Source organism: Bradyrhizobium sp. LA6.8, assembly GCF_040547935.1.
Classification (GTDB): domain Bacteria; phylum Pseudomonadota; class Alphaproteobacteria; order Rhizobiales; family Xanthobacteraceae; genus Bradyrhizobium; species Bradyrhizobium barranii.
Genome location: NZ_JBEPQQ010000005.1, coordinates 159,497 through 176,735 on the forward strand (window position 1 = coordinate 159,497; position 17,239 = coordinate 176,735).

Annotated in this window: 13 protein-coding genes; 5 read left to right on the forward strand and 8 right to left on the reverse strand. The window is 64.8% G+C overall.

Features of this window, described 5'->3' with window-relative positions; translation table 11 throughout:
• Positions 1–101 precede the first annotated feature (101 nt).
• The gene (locus tag ABIA90_RS24565; RefSeq protein WP_354119845.1) at positions 102–1,121 is read left to right on the forward strand and encodes a S1C family serine protease; all 1,020 of its coding nucleotides are present in this window, start codon (positions 102–104) and stop codon (positions 1,119–1,121) included.
• Between the two features lie 59 nt (positions 1,122–1,180).
• Entirely contained in the window at positions 1,181–2,911 is a 1,731-nt protein-coding gene (locus ABIA90_RS24570; RefSeq protein WP_354119844.1) for an FAD-dependent oxidoreductase, read from the forward strand.
• 141 nt (positions 2,912–3,052) lie between these two features.
• Here the strand turns inward: ABIA90_RS24570 and ABIA90_RS24575 are convergent, their stop codons facing one another.
• A complete protein-coding gene (locus tag ABIA90_RS24575) occupies positions 3,053–6,529 on the reverse strand; it encodes an indolepyruvate ferredoxin oxidoreductase family protein (protein WP_354119843.1) in 3,477 nt (1,158 codons plus the stop codon).
• Positions 6,530–6,693: 164 nt separating this feature from the next.
• Here ABIA90_RS24575 and ABIA90_RS24580 point away from each other — a divergent pair, with 164 nt between their 5' ends.
• From ABIA90_RS24580 to ABIA90_RS24590, 3 genes are all read left to right on the forward strand, one after another.
• On the forward strand, positions 6,694–7,647 hold the full coding sequence (locus ABIA90_RS24580; protein WP_354119842.1) for a hypothetical protein: 954 nt from the start codon (positions 6,694–6,696) through the stop codon (positions 7,645–7,647).
• Positions 7,648–7,974: 327 nt separating this feature from the next.
• Complete coding sequence (locus ABIA90_RS24585) at positions 7,975–8,679, forward strand: cysteine hydrolase family protein (protein WP_354119841.1); 705 nt, start codon at positions 7,975–7,977, stop codon at positions 8,677–8,679.
• Positions 8,680–8,683: 4 nt separating this feature from the next.
• Positions 8,684–10,351 carry a regulator gene (locus ABIA90_RS24590; RefSeq protein ID WP_354119840.1) on the forward strand — a complete coding sequence of 556 codons (1,668 nt, stop codon included), beginning with the start codon at positions 8,684–8,686 and terminating at the stop codon, positions 10,349–10,351.
• A 56-nt stretch (positions 10,352–10,407) separates the two neighbouring features.
• Here the strand turns inward: ABIA90_RS24590 and ABIA90_RS24595 are convergent, their stop codons facing one another.
• The 7 genes from ABIA90_RS24595 to ABIA90_RS24625 form a co-directional block, all read right to left on the reverse strand.
• Positions 10,408–12,255 carry a S9 family peptidase gene (locus ABIA90_RS24595; RefSeq protein WP_354119839.1) on the reverse strand — a complete coding sequence of 616 codons (1,848 nt, stop codon included), beginning with the start codon at positions 12,253–12,255 and terminating at the stop codon, positions 10,408–10,410.
• Positions 12,256–12,498: 243 nt separating this feature from the next.
• Positions 12,499–13,338: a carbohydrate ABC transporter permease gene (locus ABIA90_RS24600; protein WP_502916651.1), complete on the reverse strand. Its 840-nt coding sequence runs from the start codon at positions 13,336–13,338 to the stop codon at positions 12,499–12,501.
• On the reverse strand, positions 13,335–14,273 hold the full coding sequence (locus ABIA90_RS24605) for a carbohydrate ABC transporter permease (RefSeq protein WP_354119838.1): 939 nt from the start codon (positions 14,271–14,273) through the stop codon (positions 13,335–13,337). Before ABIA90_RS24605 ends, ABIA90_RS24600 begins: the two co-directional genes overlap by 4 nt.
• Positions 14,270–15,595: an ABC transporter substrate-binding protein gene (locus ABIA90_RS24610; RefSeq protein WP_354119837.1), complete on the reverse strand. Its 1,326-nt coding sequence runs from the start codon at positions 15,593–15,595 to the stop codon at positions 14,270–14,272. Before ABIA90_RS24610 ends, ABIA90_RS24605 begins: the two co-directional genes overlap by 4 nt.
• An 82-nt stretch (positions 15,596–15,677) precedes the next feature.
• Positions 15,678–16,457 (reverse strand): sulfur oxidation c-type cytochrome SoxA, encoded by a 780-nt coding sequence (soxA, locus tag ABIA90_RS24615; RefSeq protein ID WP_354119836.1) that lies wholly within the window; start codon positions 16,455–16,457, stop codon positions 15,678–15,680.
• A complete protein-coding gene (soxZ, locus tag ABIA90_RS24620) occupies positions 16,454–16,771 on the reverse strand; it encodes a thiosulfate oxidation carrier complex protein SoxZ (protein ID WP_354119835.1) in 318 nt (105 codons plus the stop codon). Before soxZ ends, soxA begins: the two co-directional genes overlap by 4 nt.
• Positions 16,771–17,238, reverse strand: coding sequence for a SoxY-related AACIE arm protein (locus ABIA90_RS24625; protein ID WP_354119834.1), 468 nt, complete (start codon positions 17,236–17,238; stop codon positions 16,771–16,773). Before ABIA90_RS24625 ends, soxZ begins: the two co-directional genes overlap by 1 nt.
• Between the last annotated feature and the right edge of the window lies 1 nt (position 17,239).

Genomic DNA, 17,239 nt, shown 5'->3' on the forward strand with positions numbered 1-17,239 from the left:
CTTGGTAGTCAAGCGCTGGCAGCCCAGCCTTGCGCCCCAGGCGGGTCCCTTGCGCTGGCAGGAACAGGCCACCATCTGTGTGAGCCTCAAGGACTCTTGCCATGCTGGATTTTACCTCAGACATCGTCGATGACGCCGCGTCATCGCGAGCGACAGCGTCTGCTCCGGTCGACGACCGGGCCCTGCTGGACGCCTATTCCAATGCCGTGATCGACGTGACCGACCGTGTCGGTCCCGCCGTCGTGCGCGTCGAGACCGGGCCAAAGGTGCCGAACGGCCGCGAGCGCGGCGGGCTCGGCTCCGGCATCGTGATCTCGCCGGACGGGCTCGTGCTCACCAACAGCCACGTGGTCGGTTCCTCCAAGGAGATCCGGCTGCGGGACGTCGAGGGTAACGTCGGTGAGGCCCGGGTGCTCGGCGTCGATCCCGACACCGATCTGGCGCTGCTCCGCGCCAACGGCGTGCGCGACTTGCCCTATGCCGCGCTCGGCAACTCCAAGACCCTGCGGCGCGGCCAGCTCGTGATCGCGATCGGCAATCCGCTTGGCTTCGAGTCGACCGTGACCGCCGGCGTGGTTTCGGCGCTGGGGCGCTCGATCCGCTCGGTGAGCGGCCGCACCATCGAGGACGTGATCCAGACCGATGCTGCGCTCAACCCCGGCAATTCCGGCGGTCCGCTGGTGTCGTCGAATGCCGAGGTGATCGGCATCAACACCGCCATCATCAACGGCGCGCAAGGCATCTGCTTCGCGGTCGCCAGCAACACCGCGCAGTTCGTGCTGTCGGAGATCATCCGCCACGGCTATGTCCGCCGCGCCTATGTCGGCGTCGCCGGGCAGACTGCACCGGTGCCGCGCCGGCACGCGGTGCTGGCCGGCGTCGACAACAAGATGGGCGCGCTCTTGATGCAGATCGAGCCGGACGGACCGGCGGCGAAGGCGGGCCTGTTGCCCGGCGACGTCGTCATCAAGCTTGATGGTGTCGAGATCAACGGCGTCGACGATCTGATCCGGGTGCTCGACCGCGACCGGATCGGCCGGCGGCTCGCCATGGACGTGCTGCGGCTCGGCCGCTTGCGGGCGATCGATATCGACCCGATCGAACGCAAGCCGGCGCGCTAGCGTTGGTGCCTCCGGGCGAGGTATGACGGTGTCATGCCTCGTTCCCGGACCGTTGCCGCATGATGCCGGCGCATGAGACCTACGATGTCATCGTCGTCGGCGCCGGTGCCGGTGGCATGACGGCCGCGGCCGTTGCCGCCGCTGAAGGCTTGCGCGTGCTGGTGATCGAGAAGACGGCGTACGTCGGCGGCACCACCGCCTGGTGCGACGGCATGGTCTGGATCCCCGCCAATCCCAAGATGAAGGACGTCGGGCTGTCCGACAGCATCACGGACGCGGTCCGGTATCTGTCGAGCACGGTGCCGGAGCCTGCCAATGCCGGCTTGCGCGCCGCCTTCCTCGCGCGCGGGCCGGAGGCGGTCGCCTATCTCGAAGCCAACACGGAAGTGCGCCTCCAGCCGGTGAAAGCCTGTCCGGACTGTTATCCGGAGCGGCTGGGCGCGACATCAGGCGGGCGCGTGCTGGAGCCGGTCGCGTTCGACGGCACCCGGCTCGGCGCGCTTTTCGCGCGGCTGCGCGCGCCGCTGCCGGAGCTCACGCTGTTCGGCGGGATGATGGTCGATCGCCTCGGCATCCCGCATCTGCGCCGGGCCGGAAAATCGTTGCGTTCGACCCTGCGCGCGGCGCGGCTGGTTTCCGAATACGCGTTGCAGCGGCTGCGCAATCGGCGCGGCACGACGCTGCATCTCGGCAACGCGCTCGCGGCGCGGCTCTATGCCTCGCTGCTGGCGCGGCAGGTCGAGATGCTCTTCTGCGCCGATGTCGAGGACCTGTCGATGCAGGGCGATCGCGTCGGCGGCGTTGTCATCCGCCACGGCTCCCGTGACCGCCTGATCACCGCGCGCCGCGGCGTGGTGGTCGCGACCGGCGGCTTTTCGCACGACGCTGTGTTGCGCAAACGCTTCTTCCCCGCCGCGGCCGGTTTCGTCTCGGCGGCCAGCACCGCTGTCACTGGCGACGGGCTCCGGCTTGCAACCACGGCCGGTGCCGCGCTCAACACGGAGGCGACGAGTCCGGCCTATTGGGTGTCGGCCTCGCTGTTCCGTCGCGACGATGGCAGCCGAGGCGTTTTTCCGCATACCGTGACCGACCGCGCCAAGCCCGGCGTGATCGCCATCAACGCGGCCGGCCGTCGCTTCGTCAACGAGGCGCAGTCCCACCATGAGTTCGTGCTGGCGATGTTGCGCGACGGCAATGGCGAGCCGGACCGGCCGTTTTATCTCGTCTGCGACCGTCAGTTCCTGTGGAGCTACGGCCTCGGTCGCATCAAGCCGTTTACGCTCAACCTCCGGCGCTATGTGGTGAGCGGCGAGTTGCTCAAGGCTCCCGACATCGCGCAGCTCGCGGCGAAGATCGGCGTCAATCCGTCTGTGCTCACGGCGACGATCGCAGGTTACAACGTTGATGCGAAGCAGGGCCGCGATCCCGAATTTGGCCGCGGCAGCACCATCTATCAGCGCCACCTCGGCGATGCCACGCACAAGCCCAATCCTTGCGTCGCGCCGATCCTCCGCGCGTCGTTTTTCGCGATGCGCATCCATCCGGCCGATCTCGGCACCGCCATCGGCATGAAGGTGGATGCCCAGGCGCGCGTGCTGCGCGAGGACGGCACGCCGGTCGCGGGTCTCTACGCCTGCGGCAACGACATGGGCTCGATCATGAACGGGAACTATCCGGGGCCGGGGATCATGCTCGGGCCGGCGCTGACGTTCGGGTATATCGCGGGGCGGCATCTGGCGGAGGGTGGTGCGGCGCGTGAGACGGCTGCCGGCGTGTCAGCTTCGGTCTAGCCGCTACCTCCACCGTCATGCCCCGCGAAGGCGGGGCATCCAGTACGCCGCGGCCTATCGATTCAACCACAACCGCCTCGGAGTACTGGATCGCCCGCCTTCGCGGGCGATGACACCGAGAATGAGGCGACAGCTCCCCCGCTACTCCGCCGCCGCCGCAAAGCGGCTGTTCTCCAGCTCGGCCTCCAGTCGCGCTGTCTCGGCCGCCGCGAGCTTGATGTTGGCTTCCTTGACGTGGCCGAAGCCGCGGATCGTCTCGGGCACGCGGGCGAGTCGCGCCAGCAGCGGGATCTGCTCCGCCTTCAGCCCGGACATCCGCTGATCGATCATGCCGACATAATCCGCGACCAGCTTCCGCTCGGTCCGGCGCTCCTCGGTGCGGCCGAACGGGTCGAACGGGCCGCCGCGCAGGAACTTCAGCTTGGCGAGCAGGCGGAAGGCGTGGATCATCCAGCCGCCGAACTCCTTCTTCTGAAGATGTCCGGTCGTTTTGTCGCGCTGCGCGAAGATCGGCGGGGCGAGGTGGTATTTCAGCGTGAAGTCGCCGTCGAACTTCTCGGATACCTTCTTGGCAAAGCTGCCGTCGGTGTAGAGCCGCGCCACCTCGTACTCGTCCTTGTAGGACATCAGCTTGAACAGGTTCTTGGCGACCGCCTCGGTCAGCTCCGTGGATGCGGGCGAAGCGGCCATCTCCGCCTTGCGCACCTTGGCGACGGCCGTGCGGTAGCGGTCGGCGTAGGCCTTGTCCTGATAGCCGGTCAGGAATTCGGCGCGGGTCGCAATGACGTCCTCGAGCGACTTCGTCGGCGCGGATGCCCGGCTCTTGAACTGCAGTACGCTGCGGACGCGCGACATATCGTGAGCGGCCAGGCGTCCCCAGGTGAAGGCGAGCTTGTTCATCTCGATCGCCGCGCCGTTGATCTCGATGGCGCGGAGCAGGGCCTCCAGCGACAGCGGGATCGCGCCCTTCTGGAAAGCGAAGCCAAGCATGAAGGGATTGGTCGCGATGCTGTCACCCATCAGGGCCGAGGCAATACCTGTCGCATCGATGATGTCGAGGTTCGTGTCGCCGACGGCGTCACGCAGCACGGTCTGCATCGTGCCCATCTCGAAGTCGAGATCGGGATTTTGCACGAAGCTCGCGGTCGGTTGTAGGTCGGCATTGATGTAGGCTTTGGTCACACCGCGTTCGGCACGGCTGAGCGCGGAGGGACCTGCCGAGACGATCATGTCGCAGCCGAGAATGACGTCGGCGCCGCCGGTGGTGATGCGGACGGCAGAGATATCCTCCGGCCTCCGTGCGATGCGGACATGGCTCATCACCGCGCCGTTCTTCTGCGACAGGCCGGTGAAGTCGAGCGCCGAGCAGCCGCGGCCGTCGACATGGGCCGCCATGCCGAGCAGCGCGCCGATGGTGATGACGCCGGTGCCGCCGATGCCGGTGACGAGGATGTTGTACGGCGTCTCGAGCTCGCGGGCAGGAGGCAGCGGCAGGTCGGCGAACAACTGTCCGGAATCGACCGCCGACGTCTTCATCCGCTTCAGGCTGCCGCCATGCACGGTGACAAAGCTCGGGCAAAAACCTTCGACGCAGGAAAAGTCCTTGTTGCAGTTCGACTGGTCGATCTGGCGCTTGCGGCCGAACTCCGTCTCCAGCGGCTGCACCGAGACGCAGTTGGAGGCCTGCGAGCAGTCGCCGCAGCCTTCGCAGACCAGCTCGTTGATGAAGGCGCGCTTTGCCGGATCGGGATAGAGCCCGCGCTTGCGGCGGCGGCGCTTTTCGGCGGCGCAGGTCTGGTCGTAGATCACGACCGTGAGGCCCTTGATGTCACGCAGCTCGCGCTGCACGGCATCGAGTTCGCGGCGGTGATGGATGGTCGCGCCCTGCGGGAAGTAGTTGCCCTCAGGGTACTTGCTCGGGTCGTCGGAGACGATCGCGAGGCGCTTGACCCCCTCGGCCCAGACCTGGTGCGCAATCTGCGCGACGTTGAAGGCGCCTTCGGCCGGCTGGCCGCCGGTCATCGCGACCGCGTCGTTGTAGAGGATCTTGTAGGTGATGTTGATGCCTGCGGCCGATGCCGCGCGCAGCGCAAGCAGGCCGGAATGGGTGTAGGTGCCGTCGCCGAGGTTCTGAAAAATGTGCTTCTCGGTGGTGAAGGGCGACTGGCCGATCCAGTTCACGCCCTCGGCGCCCATATGCGAGATCAGATCGGTACGGCGGGTCGGCATGCTCAAGGCCATGCCGTGGCAGCCGATGCCGGCCATGGCGCGGCTGCCCTCGGGCACGCGCGTCGAGGAGTTGTGCGGGCAGCCTGAGCAGAAGAACGGCGTACGCGCGAGCTTGATCTGCGTGCTTGATGTGACGGGATTGTCGAAGGCCTCGAGCCGGGCAAGACGCTGCTCCAGCACCGGGCTGTGATGCCCGAGCTTGCGCAAGCGCGCCACCAGTGCGCCCGCGACGATGGTCGGCGTCAGCTCGCCTTCGCTCGGCAGCAGCGGCGCGCCGCGCTCGTCGCGTTTTCCGGTGACCGTCGGCCGCCTGGAGGCATCGATATTGTAGAGGATGCGCATCAGCTGGTCTTCGATGAAGCCGCGCTTCTCCTCGACCACGAGCACATCCTGAAGGTCTTCCGCGAAACGCTTGGCGCCGCTTTCCTCCAGCGGCCAGGTCAGTGCGACCTTGTAGATGCGCAGGCCCAGGTCCTGCGCGTCCTTGTCGGTGATGCCCAAATCGGCCAGCGCCTGGCGCAGATCGAGATAGGCCTTGCCGGTCGCGAGAATGCCGAGCCGTGCCGGCTTGGAATCGAGCACGATGCGGTCGAGCTGGTTGGCGCGGGCGAAGGCCTGTACCGCGGCCATCTTCGGGCCGAACAGCCGCCTCTCGGCGTCCAGTGGCGGATCGGGCCAGCGGATGTTGAGGCCACCGGGCGGCATCTCGAAATCATCGGGAAGCTTGATCTGGATGCGCGCGGGATCGCTATAGATCGAAGCCGAGCTCTCCACGGTCTCGCTGATTGCCTTGAAGCCGACCCAGCAGCCGGAGAAACGCGAAAGCGCAAAACCGTAGAGGCCGAGGTCGAGATAATCCTGGAGCGTCGCCGGATTGATCACGGGGATCAGCGCCGCCGCGAACACCTGCTCGCTCTGATGCGCCAACGTCGAGGACTGGCAGCCATGGTCATCGCCGGCGAGCGCGAGCACGCCGCCATTGAGCGAGGTGCCGGCCGCATTCGCATGTTTGAGCGCGTCGACCGAGCGGTCGACGCCGGGGCCCTTGCCGTACCAGATGCCGAACACGCCATCGACCTTGGCGCCGGGGAACAGGCCGACCTGCTGGCTGCCCCAGACGGCGGTCGCCGCCAGGTCCTCGTTCAAGCCGGGGACGAAGGCGATGTCGTGCTGCTGGAGGTGCGACTTCGCGCGCCACAGCGCGTGGTCGTACATGCCGAGCGGGGAACCGCGATAGCCCGAGATGAAGCCGCCGGTGTTGAGGCCCTGAAGCCGGTCGCGTTCGCGCTGCAACATGGGCAACCGAACCAGTGCCTGCGTGCCGGACAGGAAGATCCGCTTCGATTCGAGCCGGTATTTGTCGTCCAGCTCGACCTGCATCAGCGTCATTTCAGGAGTCCTCGTCTCTCGTTCGGCGTGGGGGTTTGCGCTGCGGGAGGGATAGCGGCGGCGCGACGCGAATTGTGACAGTCAAGAGCATGGGCCGGCGAAGTCAATACGGCTAGCCGCATCCGTGGCGCTCCTGCTAGTCATGGCTGCCTGTGGAGGACACCATGGCTGCAAACGCATTCGACACCGAGATTACAGAGACGGCCGAGGCGCTGATTGGCCCGTGGCGCCAGCCGCGCCAGATGCTGCACGCGCAAGTCTACGACGCGCACGCCTCGATCCACGACGATGCCACGGCGCAGAAGCTCGGCTTCAAGGGCGGCACCATCGAAGGCCCGACGCATTTCAGCCAGTTCGCCCCGCTCGGCGCGCGGCTGTGGGGGCAGGCCTGGTTCGAGAACGGTTGCCTGTCCGCGCATTACCGCAACGCCTGCTTCGAAGGCGAGGAGGTGCAGGCGATGCTATCGAAGCCGCTGCCCGGCACGAGCCAGTGCCAGATCCAGATGGTCAAGCGCGACGGCACCGAGGTGCTACGGGGCACGGCCTCGGTCGGCGAACCGCACGCGGCAACCGCGCTCGAGGCGCGCCTCACCGAGCTCAAGCCGCTCGCCTATCCCGTGATCCTGCGCGATGTGAAGGTGGCGCAGACGAGCAAACGGCAGGCGGTGCGGATGGCGTTCGACCAGAACATGGGCGACCTCTATCCGTTCTCTCTCCGGCAGAAGCTCGCCGTCATCACCGAGAACTCGCCATATTATTCAGGCGCCGACAATCCGTGGGGGAAGGCCATCATCCCGATGGAGATGTTGAGCGTACTCTTCCAGTACCGCTCCAAGGACGATCCGCTGCCGGCGAAGGGACCGGCCGTCGGCCTGTTCGCCGACCAGGAGATCAGGCTGATCAAGGGACCGCTCTTCGTCGATGAGGAGTACGAAATCGAGCGTGAGGTTGTCGCGCTCTCCGGCAGCCGCCGCACCGAGAGTGCCTGGATTAGAACGCGCGTGTTCGGCAAGACGGGCGCGGTGGTGGCCACCATGCTGCTCAACATGGCGACGCTGAAGGATTCGTATGCGCCGTATGAGATGGAGTATCGGCAGCTGTACGGCGCGGGGCGGTAGAGGCAAGGCGTTGCCACACACTCCCTCGTCATTCCGGGGCGCGCGTCGCGCGAGCCCGGAATCCATTTCACCTCTCGTGCTGCAGCCCGATGGATTCCGGGCTCGACGCTTCGCGTCGCCCCGGAATGACGACGGAGAGCGCTCATCCTTTAAGCAAATGCACGTCGCAAAGTCGTCGCACAGCGAATAAGCAGGCGCGTGCTTTTCCGATAACATTCTGACAGCGCAGCAAATTTCCTCGCGCGGTCCTCTCGATCTCAATTGTACACAATGGCACGGCGCTTGCAGAACTCCCGGCGAAGAGAGTTCTCGCGGGGGCCTTGAGTCATGTTGAACTCAACCAAGCCGAAACTGGGCGTCATCAGCGCCGAGCCCGAGCCGATCAGGCTCGACTGGCCTGCCACCGCGCTTCTCATCATCGACATGCAGCGCGATTTCATGGAGCCCGGCGGCTTCGGCGAGACGCTTGGCAACGATGTCAGCCAGCTCGCGCGCGCGGTGAAGCCGATCGGCGCGGTGCTGAAGGCGGCGCGTGACACCGGCATGCTGGTGATCCACACGCGCGAGGGGCATCTGCCCGATCTGTCCGACGCGCCGCCCGCAAAAGTCGAGCGCGGCGCGCCGTCCTTGCGCATCGGCGATCCCGGCCCGATGGGGCGCATTCTCATTCGCGGCGAGGCCGGCCACGACATCATTCCCGAGCTTTATCCGCTCGACAGCGAGGTCGTGATCGACAAGCCGGGCAAGGGCGCGTTCTACGCCACCGAGCTCACGGATGTGCTGGAGAAATACGGCATCGAGAACTTGCTCGTCTGCGGCGTCACGACGGAAGTGTGCGTCAACACCACCGTGCGCGAGGCCAATGACCGCGGCTATCGCTGCGTCGTCATCTCGGACGGCTGCGCATCCTACTTCCCGGAATTTCACGAGATGGGCCTGAAGATGATCAAGGCCCAGGGCGGCATCTTCGGCTGGGTCGCGGACTCAGCCGCAGTCTTGGAGGCAATGAAGACTTCGACCACACAGGGGTAGCATCATGAGCACATTGACAGGGACGGCCGGCAAATCTGATCTGAGCAAGTCCGAGTTCAAGCCGGCACTATGGACATCGGGCGACTGGAACGCGTTCTTCGGCTTCGGCACCAACATCCTCGTCAACATGCTGGTGCTCACGGGCCTGCTGCGCTTCGTCCTGAAGATGCCTGATAGTCTCGTGTTCGGCCGCATCCTGCCCGCGCTCGGGCTGATGATGTGTCTCTCCACCTTCTACTACGCGTATCTCGCCTATCGGCTGGCGCAGAAGACGGGCCGCAACGATGTCTGCGCACTGCCCTCGGGCGTCAGCGTACCGCACATGTTCATCGTCACCTTCGTGATCATGCTGCCGATCACGATCATGACCGGTGACCCGCTCAAGGGCTGGTCGGCCGGCCTCGTCTGGGTGTTCTTCCAGAGCTTTATCCTGATGATCGGCGGCTTCATCGCACCGTTCATCCGCAAGATCACGCCGCGCGCGGCGCTGCTCGGCACGCTCGCCGGCGTCTCCGTCACCTTCATCTCGATGCGTCCTGCCTTAGAGATGTACATGACGCCGCAGATCGGCCTGGTCTGCTTCGCCATCATCCTGGTGAGCTGGTTCGGCGGCGTGAAATATTGGCGCGGCATTCCCGCGGGCCTTGTCGCCATCGCGGTCGGCATGGTCATCGCCTGGGGCTCGAACCTGTTCGGGCTCGGCCTCGGTGGGTTGAGCGTCAAGGGAGTCGGCGACGCTTTCGCGAATTTCGGCTTCTCGGTGCCGATCCCGGCGGTGGGCTATGTCTTCTCGGGCTTCGAGTTCCTCGGCATCATCCTGGTTACCGCCATTCCCTTCGGCATCTACGACCTCGTCGAGGCCATGGACAATGTCGAGAGCGCGGAAGCGGCCGGCGACGAATATCCGACCACGCGGGTGCTGACCGCCGACGGCGTCGTCAGCCTGATCGGCTGCCTGATGGGCAACCCCTTCATCAACGCCGTCTATATCGGTCATCCCGGCTGGAAGGCGATGGGCGGCCGCATCGGCTATTCGGCTGCGACCGGCATCATGGTGGTGGTGCTGGCCTGGTTCGGTATCATCTCGGTGCTGCTGGCGCTCGTGCCCGTCGTCGCGATCTCGCCGATCCTGCTCTATATCGGCATGCTGATCGGCGCGCAGGCGTTCCAGACCACACCGGTCAAGCACGCGCCCGCGATCGTGCTGGCGCTGACGCCGCATCTTGCCGCCTGGGCCAAGCTCCAGATCGACACGATGCTCGGTTCGACCATGATGGCAGCGACCAGTGTCGGAGGACTCGCCGCCGACAAGGCCGACGCGGTCAAGGCCGCGGCGATCGCAGCATTGCCGCAGCAGGGCGTGTTCTATCACGGGTTAGAGGTGATGGGCGGTGGCTCCATCCTCGGCGGCCTCATCCTCGGTGCGATCGGCGTCTTCATCATCGAGCGCGATTTCGAGAAGGCCTCGGCCTTCGCGCTGGTCGGTGCGGTGCTCACCTACTTCGGCTTCATGCACGGCGAAGCCGTGGGCATCGGCGGTGGCTTCGGCGTCACGCCCGCGGTGGCGTTCGCCTACGCGGTGATGGCGGCGGGACTGTTCGCGGCCAGCAGGCTCGGCACCACCGAGCACTACGCCGCCCATCCGGAGATGCACGCCGCGCCGGCGGAGTAGGCATCGGCCAGTATTGATCGCCGCCGGGTGGCACCATGTCGCCCGGCTGCGTTTTTTCAGGCGACGCCCAGATCGGACAGGATATCGGCCCCGGCACGAACCTCGTGACTGGATCCCCGGAAATCCTCGCCAACGGGCTCGCAGGCGCCACCCAGATGCCGTGCAAAGAACGCCTCGGCAATTGCGAGATAGGAGAGCTGGTTCGGCGGCCTCTGGAATCCGTGCCCCTCATCGGGATAGACGATGTAGGTCACGGGAATGCCTTTCGCCTGCATAGCCGCTGCGATGGTGTCGCTTTCCGCGATCTTGCAGCGAACGTCGTTGGCGCCATGAAAGATCAGCATGGGCTTCTTGATGTTGTCGACCTTGTTGATCGGTGAACGTTCGGCGAGCAGCTTACGGCCTTCCTCGGTGCGGGGATCGCCGTAGCTGCGATACATGAATTCCGCAAAGCCGGCCCAATAGGGTGGCATCGACTCCAGCAGGGTTTGCAGGTTGGAGATGCCGACGACCGGCACGGAACAGCAGAAGACGTCCGGCGTGAAGGTTGCGCCGACGAACGAGGCCAGGCCGCCGTAGGACAGGCCGAAAATCGCGACTTTGTCCTTTTGCGCGATGCCTTCGGCGATCGCCCAATCGACCATGTCGATGAGATCGTCGTGCATCTTTCGCGCATGCTCTTTCTCGCTCGCCGCGACAAACGCCTTGCCGAAGCCCGTCGATCCCCGATAGTTGACCGAAAGCACGGCGTAGCCGCGATCGGCCAGCCATTGGTGATCCCTGCGATAGCCGTAGATATCCCGTCCCCACGGACCGCCGTGGACGATGAGGACCATCGGCAGTGGCCGAGGCGGGCGATCGCCATCGATGTCGGCGGGCAGCGTGAGGTACGAGACGAGGGGCAGGCCGTCGCGCGATTTGCCTTGCACTTCCTGCATCGAAGCGAGGCGGTAGGGCTTCAGCTCGGGGCGCGCCGAAAACAGCTCGGTGATGGTCTGCTTGTCGCGGTCAAGGAGATGATATGTGATGGGTTGATCTGGCGCGTGGCTCGCCACGATCCATCGGCGGCCATCGTCGCTTTGGCTCTCAACATAAAACGCGTGGTCGCGTAGTCGCGCCTTGATCAGATCAAGCTCGTCCGCAATCGCAGGTGTCAAAGCCGTCCATTCCTGCTGACCGGGATCGATGCAGACCGCTTCGGGTTCGAGTGTCCGGGTGTTGAATATGGCTCCCGTCACATCGGCGCGGTCGCTTGCGAACAAGACACGTTCGTCACCCGTCGACCAGTTGATGCTTAGCAGGGCCGACTTGTCGTGCGTGACGCTTGAAGTCATATGGAGGTAGTTGCCCTCCGCGTCGAAATTCCAGGGCCGGGTGCTGATGTAGGCCTCGTATGAGGTATCGCGCCAATGCGTGACCTCGCCGTCGTCAATACGCCAGAGCCGTGTGCCTCCGTCAGGCGCGTTGCTGTGCGCGTAGCGCGGCTTCAACTGCCAGTCGAGCCCGACGTAATGGAACTCCTGGCGATTTTCCCAAATCAGGCTGCGTTCGCCGGTTGCGAGGTCGAGCACGTAGACATCGTGCCAGCGCGGGTCGCGATCGTTGAGGCTGACTGCAATCTTGTCAGGAACCATGTGCGACCAGTGCGTCGGCATCGCTCGGACATTGGCAAAGGGCGTGAGATCCCGGAGCTCTGAACTGCGAGGATCGACGACGAACAGGCGCAGATTCTCATCGCCGTTCTCGTCGTTGAGAAACATGATGTAGCGGCTGTCCGGGCTCCAACTCTGCCAGTTGATTGGTCGGCCCGTGGTGCGTGTCACGGGCCGGCCCGCCGCAATGCTGTCGACCGGAGAAACCCAGACGTTCAGAACGTCATCGACAGGGCGAGCCAGGACAGCCATTGCCCATCTGGTGACGACTTGGCGCCGACGTAGGTCGGATTGCCAAACAGTTTTCGGCGCGGAATCAGAGGGCGAGCTGACATGTGGCGTCTCGTACGCAGGCGCGACTTCCATCACGCATCGTAGTGCTACGGTATGTAGCATATACGCGCGAGAACCTTGCGTCAACTCCAAGTAGAGCGCGTGCTCGTGGCGCGGGAAGCGCGCAAGAGTGCGCTCCCCAGAGGATTGAGATTGGCGCAGCTACCCGCCCTTGACCGCGCCCGCGGTCAGCCCGGCCACGATCTGCCGCTGGGCGAACACTGTGAGCAGCAGCACCGGGAGGGTGACGATCAGCGCGGCGGCGGCCAGGGGGCCCCAGCTCAACTGGTCGAACGAGATCATGTTGTAGACGGCGACGGGCAGCGTGCGCGTCTCGCGTCCGGCCAGCACGATGCCGAACACAAAGTTGTTCCAGGAGAAGATCACGGCGAGGATGAAGGCGACCGCGATTCCGGGCTTGGCGATCGGCAGGGCGACATGGCGAAAGACCTGCCAGCGCGTGGCGCCGTCGATGAGAGCGGCTTCTTCCAATTCCAGCGGCGTGGTCTCGAAATAGCCGATCATGATCCAGATCACGATCGGCACCGTCACGACGAGATGGATGATGATCTGCGGCACCAGCGTGCCGAGCAATCCCAGCCATTGGAACAGCAGGAACAGCGGGATCAAATAGGACAGGCCGGGCGTGATGCGCGCGATCAGGATCACGATCGCGGATTTGTGCGCGGCCATGCGCGCGATGCCGTAGCCGGCGGGAACGCCGACGAGCAGGGCCAGCGTGGTCGAGCCACCGGTGACGATCAGGCTGTTGACGAAATAGGTCAGGAAGCGGTTGGAAGCGAGCACGTCGGCATAGTTCTTCCAGGCGATGCGATCGGGGATGAACACCGGCGGGTAGGCGGCATTGTCGACCTCGAACTTGAGCGACAGCGACGCCATCCAGAGGAAGAACAAGATCGCCGGCGAGACGATGACGAACACCGAGAGCCACAGACCGATCCTGCCAATGACCTGACGTAGGTTGATTTGACTCTGGTTCATGCGCCGCTCGCAATTTCGGTCCACAGCATGCGCTGGCGGGCATAGAGCATCACGGCCGCGAGGGCGACGATGAGGAGGAAGAACACCACCGCGATCGCCGAGCCGTAGCCGAGGTCGTAATAGGTGAAGGCGACGCTGTAGAGATAGATGTTGATCGTCTCCGACGCCGAGCCCGGTCCTCCCTGCGTGATCGCGAAGATGATGTCGAAACTCTTCACGGCGTCGATCATGCGGATCATGCCGGCGATGAACAGGAACGGCATGATCAGCGGCAGCGTGATGAAGCGGAACACCTGCCAGAAGCTGGCGCCGTCGATCTGCGCGCTTTCATAGGGCTCGGTCGGGATGGCGGCGAGGCCGCCGAGCACGATCAGCATGACCAGCGGCGTCCATTGCCAGGTCTCGACCAGCACGAGCGAGGGAATGACGGTTGCGGGGTGGAAGACCCAGAGCTGCGCGGGGATCCCGACCAGCGACAAGAGGTAGTTCAGCACGCCGAGCTGCGGGTGGAACATCATGGTCCAGACCAGCGCGATCGCGACGGGGGTTGCCATCATCGGCATGATGAAAATACCGCGCAGAAAGCCGCGGCCGGCGAATTTCTGGTGAAACACGACGGCTGAGGCCGTGCCGAGGATCAGGGGCAGCGCCACCGACAGCACGGTGTAGACCAAGGTGTGGCCCACTGCCTCGAGGAAGCGCGGATCGCTCGTCAGCCGCAGATAGTTGGAGAACCCGACGAAGGTGGTCGGCGAGCCGACCTTCCATTCGTTCAGGCTCATCCAGATCGTGAAGGCCCACGGAAAAATGATGATCGCGACCACGACGACCAGCGTCGGCACCACGAATGGCCAGTAGGACGGCGGCCGCAATTCCTTCTCCGGCGCGGCATCGGACCGTGCCGCGGCCGGAGTCGATTGTGTCAACGCACTCACGCTTTTTCGCTGCGCTCCAGGATCGGCCGGTACTGATCGTGAGCCTTCTTCAACTCGGTCGCGGGATCGGCGCCCGATAGTGTCGAGGTGAGGGCCGCGCCGACGAGATCGCGGAATTCGGCGACCGGGATCACGACGGGAAGGCCGAGCTTGCTGATCTTGGCGGAATCGATCACCGACTGCAGCCACTCCTTGGGCATCTTCACGCCGTTCTGGACCTCGGGATCGCCGAGGATCGAGTTGCGGAACGGCACGCCGCCGCCGGCCTGCAACAGCCGCGCGCCCTGCTGCTTCGAGACCGCCCACTGGCAGAGCAGATAGGCGGCTTCCTTGTTTTTGCTCGCCGCGGCAATGCCGATGCCGTCGCCATAGGTGGCCGAATATTGCCCCTTCGGTCCGGCCGGCACGACGGTGTAGCCGACCTTGCCTACGACGCGCGAGGCGGCGGGGTCCTCCAGGGGCGGCGCCCAGCCGACGCCGTCGATCCACATCGCCGAACGTCCTTGCGTGAACGAGGCCATCGACTCCATCCAGTTGAAGCCGGCGACGCCTGGCGGGGCGACCTTCGTCAGCAGCGTCTGGTAGAGCTTGGTCGCGGCTACAGCCTCTGGACCGTCGGTCAGGATGTTGCCCTTGGCGTCGAGGAATTCGCCGCCATAGTTGAGGAAGAAGTTGGTCCACAACGTCATGTTGGCGTTGCGCAGGCCCCGTCCAACGAAACCGTAGGTGCCTTCCTTGGTGTCGGTCAGTTTTTCGGCGGCCGCGACCATCTCGTCGAGGGTCTTGGGGACGGCGACGCCCTTCTTCTGGAACAGCTCCTTGTTGTAGTAGAGGATGAAGTAATCGACCGACCAGGGCAGCGACAGCATCTGGCCCTTGTCGTTCTTGGCGTATTGCAGGCCGGCGGCCGAGAAATCGCTCTCGACGAGATCGGGCGCCGTCAGCGTCGGATCCTTCATGAAGGGCGTCATGTCGGCCAGCCAGCCGCCCTTCTCGAACTGCCGCTTCTGCACGTGATAGCTGAGATGGACGACGTCAAAGCTCGGCCGGCCTGAGGTCAGCTCGATCACCACTTTCTGGCGCTGCTGCTGCTCCGGGATCTGTTCGGATTCCACCTGGATGCCGGTGAGCTCGGTGAACTCCTTGATGTTTTTTTGCAGGTTGTCGCCGCGCGGACCCTTGGCGAGGATCACCTCCAGCTTGGTCCCGGCGTATTTCTTCCAGTTGACCTCGGCGCGTGCCGGTAGTCCGGTCAGGCTGAGCGCGCCAGCCGCGGCGGTCCCCGTCAACAGCGTGCGGCGCGAGATGTTATGGTTGGCCACGTCAAATCCCTCCCTCTGATTGATTTTCTTTGGGAGGGATACTAACGGCCGTGCCACGTCTGCCTAGTCCTAATCTGGGGACTCAGGGACGCACGGCAGGCGTCTCCATCGGCAGGCCGCGCGCCCGCGACATCAGGTAGAGTTCAAGCGCGACCAGCTCGGGCGCGCCGTAATCATAGGCCTGGGCGCGTACGCCGGTCATGCAACTGCGCAACCTTCGCTCGATCGACCCCAGCGTCTGCCACTCCAGGCGGTAGAGCGGATAGCCGGTCGGCTGTCCTTGCGTGATCGGCGCGCCCGCAAGACGCTTGTCGAAATTGTCGTCGTGGCAGTTGGTGCAGGCGAGGTTGAGCTGGCCCTCGCGCCGCATGAAGAGGTCGCGGCCCTGCGCCACGAAAGGCTTCAGTTCCGGATCATCGCCAGCCGTGATCGCGACGCCGCGGGACTGGTGGGCGATGAAGGCGGACAGCGCCAGGAGGTCACGGCTCTCGTAGGGCAGCGCCGGCGCCTGCTGATGATTGGCGCGGCAGAGGTTGATGCGCTGGTCGAGGGTGACGGGGCGCGCCAGCGCCTTGTCGAAGGCCGGATAGCGCGCCGCGACGCCCTTCATGCTGGTCGTTGCATCGCCGTGGCAGTCCGCACAGGCCTTGTCAGCGCTGCCGGCCTTCTTCGCCCAGAGCGCCCCGCCGTCGAGCACGAAAAGCATGCCCGGATTGGACGTGTCGTCATCCTGCATCGCGCGCGTGTCCGGCCCCATGAACGAATAGCCGGAGCGGCGCGCGTCCGGCGGAATCTCGCCGGCGAGCAGGGCAGGGGCCGCGGCCAACAATGTTGCCGCCGCTATCGCGCGCCAAAAGATCATTCGACCGTGATCGAGGCCGATGCGGTCGACGAATAGCCGTTGTCGCCGATCCATTCGAATTCGAACTTGCCGCTCTCCTTCGCGACCGTGAAGAAGGAGAGATATGGGTTGGCCGCGATCGCCGGAAACAGGTCGGCGCGGAAAACTTCGGTGCCATTGTAGCGGCACGTAAAGCTCGTGATGATGTCGCGCGGCACCAGCGCGCCGTCCGCGGTGTGGCGGAAGCCCGTTTCCATGATGTGCGAGGTCAGCGTGCGGATCTCGATGATATCGCCGCGTTTGGCTTTTGCCGGAACGTTGATGAGCGCGGCCATCAGTTCATCTCCTCGGTACAGGCGGCCAGCGTCACGACGACGTCGGCGGTGACCTGCCAGAACGTGTCATCGGACATGCGTGCGATTGCCACCACCTTCTGGGTGTCGGCGAGCCGGATCCGGGTCGAGATCTGGGCGCGGCCGGAGGCGGGGTTGAGATAGAAATTGCCGATGTTCGGCTGCGGGTTCTTCTCGTTGAAGACGTGGATGCTCTTGACGTAGTCGTTTGCCGTCATCGGGCTTGCGACGCTTACCGTCATCGGCACCGTGTTGCCGTTCTCGACCAGCGGCGGAATGTCGAGCTTGATCTTGCCGGTGCGAATCTGGGCTTCGCCGACGACGTTGCGGATCGCGGTGCTGAGCATCGCGGGCGTCGCTTCCAGCGGTCGCAGCGTGACGATCGGGATCGTCCCGGCGACCGTCGCGCCGCCTGCAATACTCAGGAATTGTCGTCGCGTGGTTGGCATG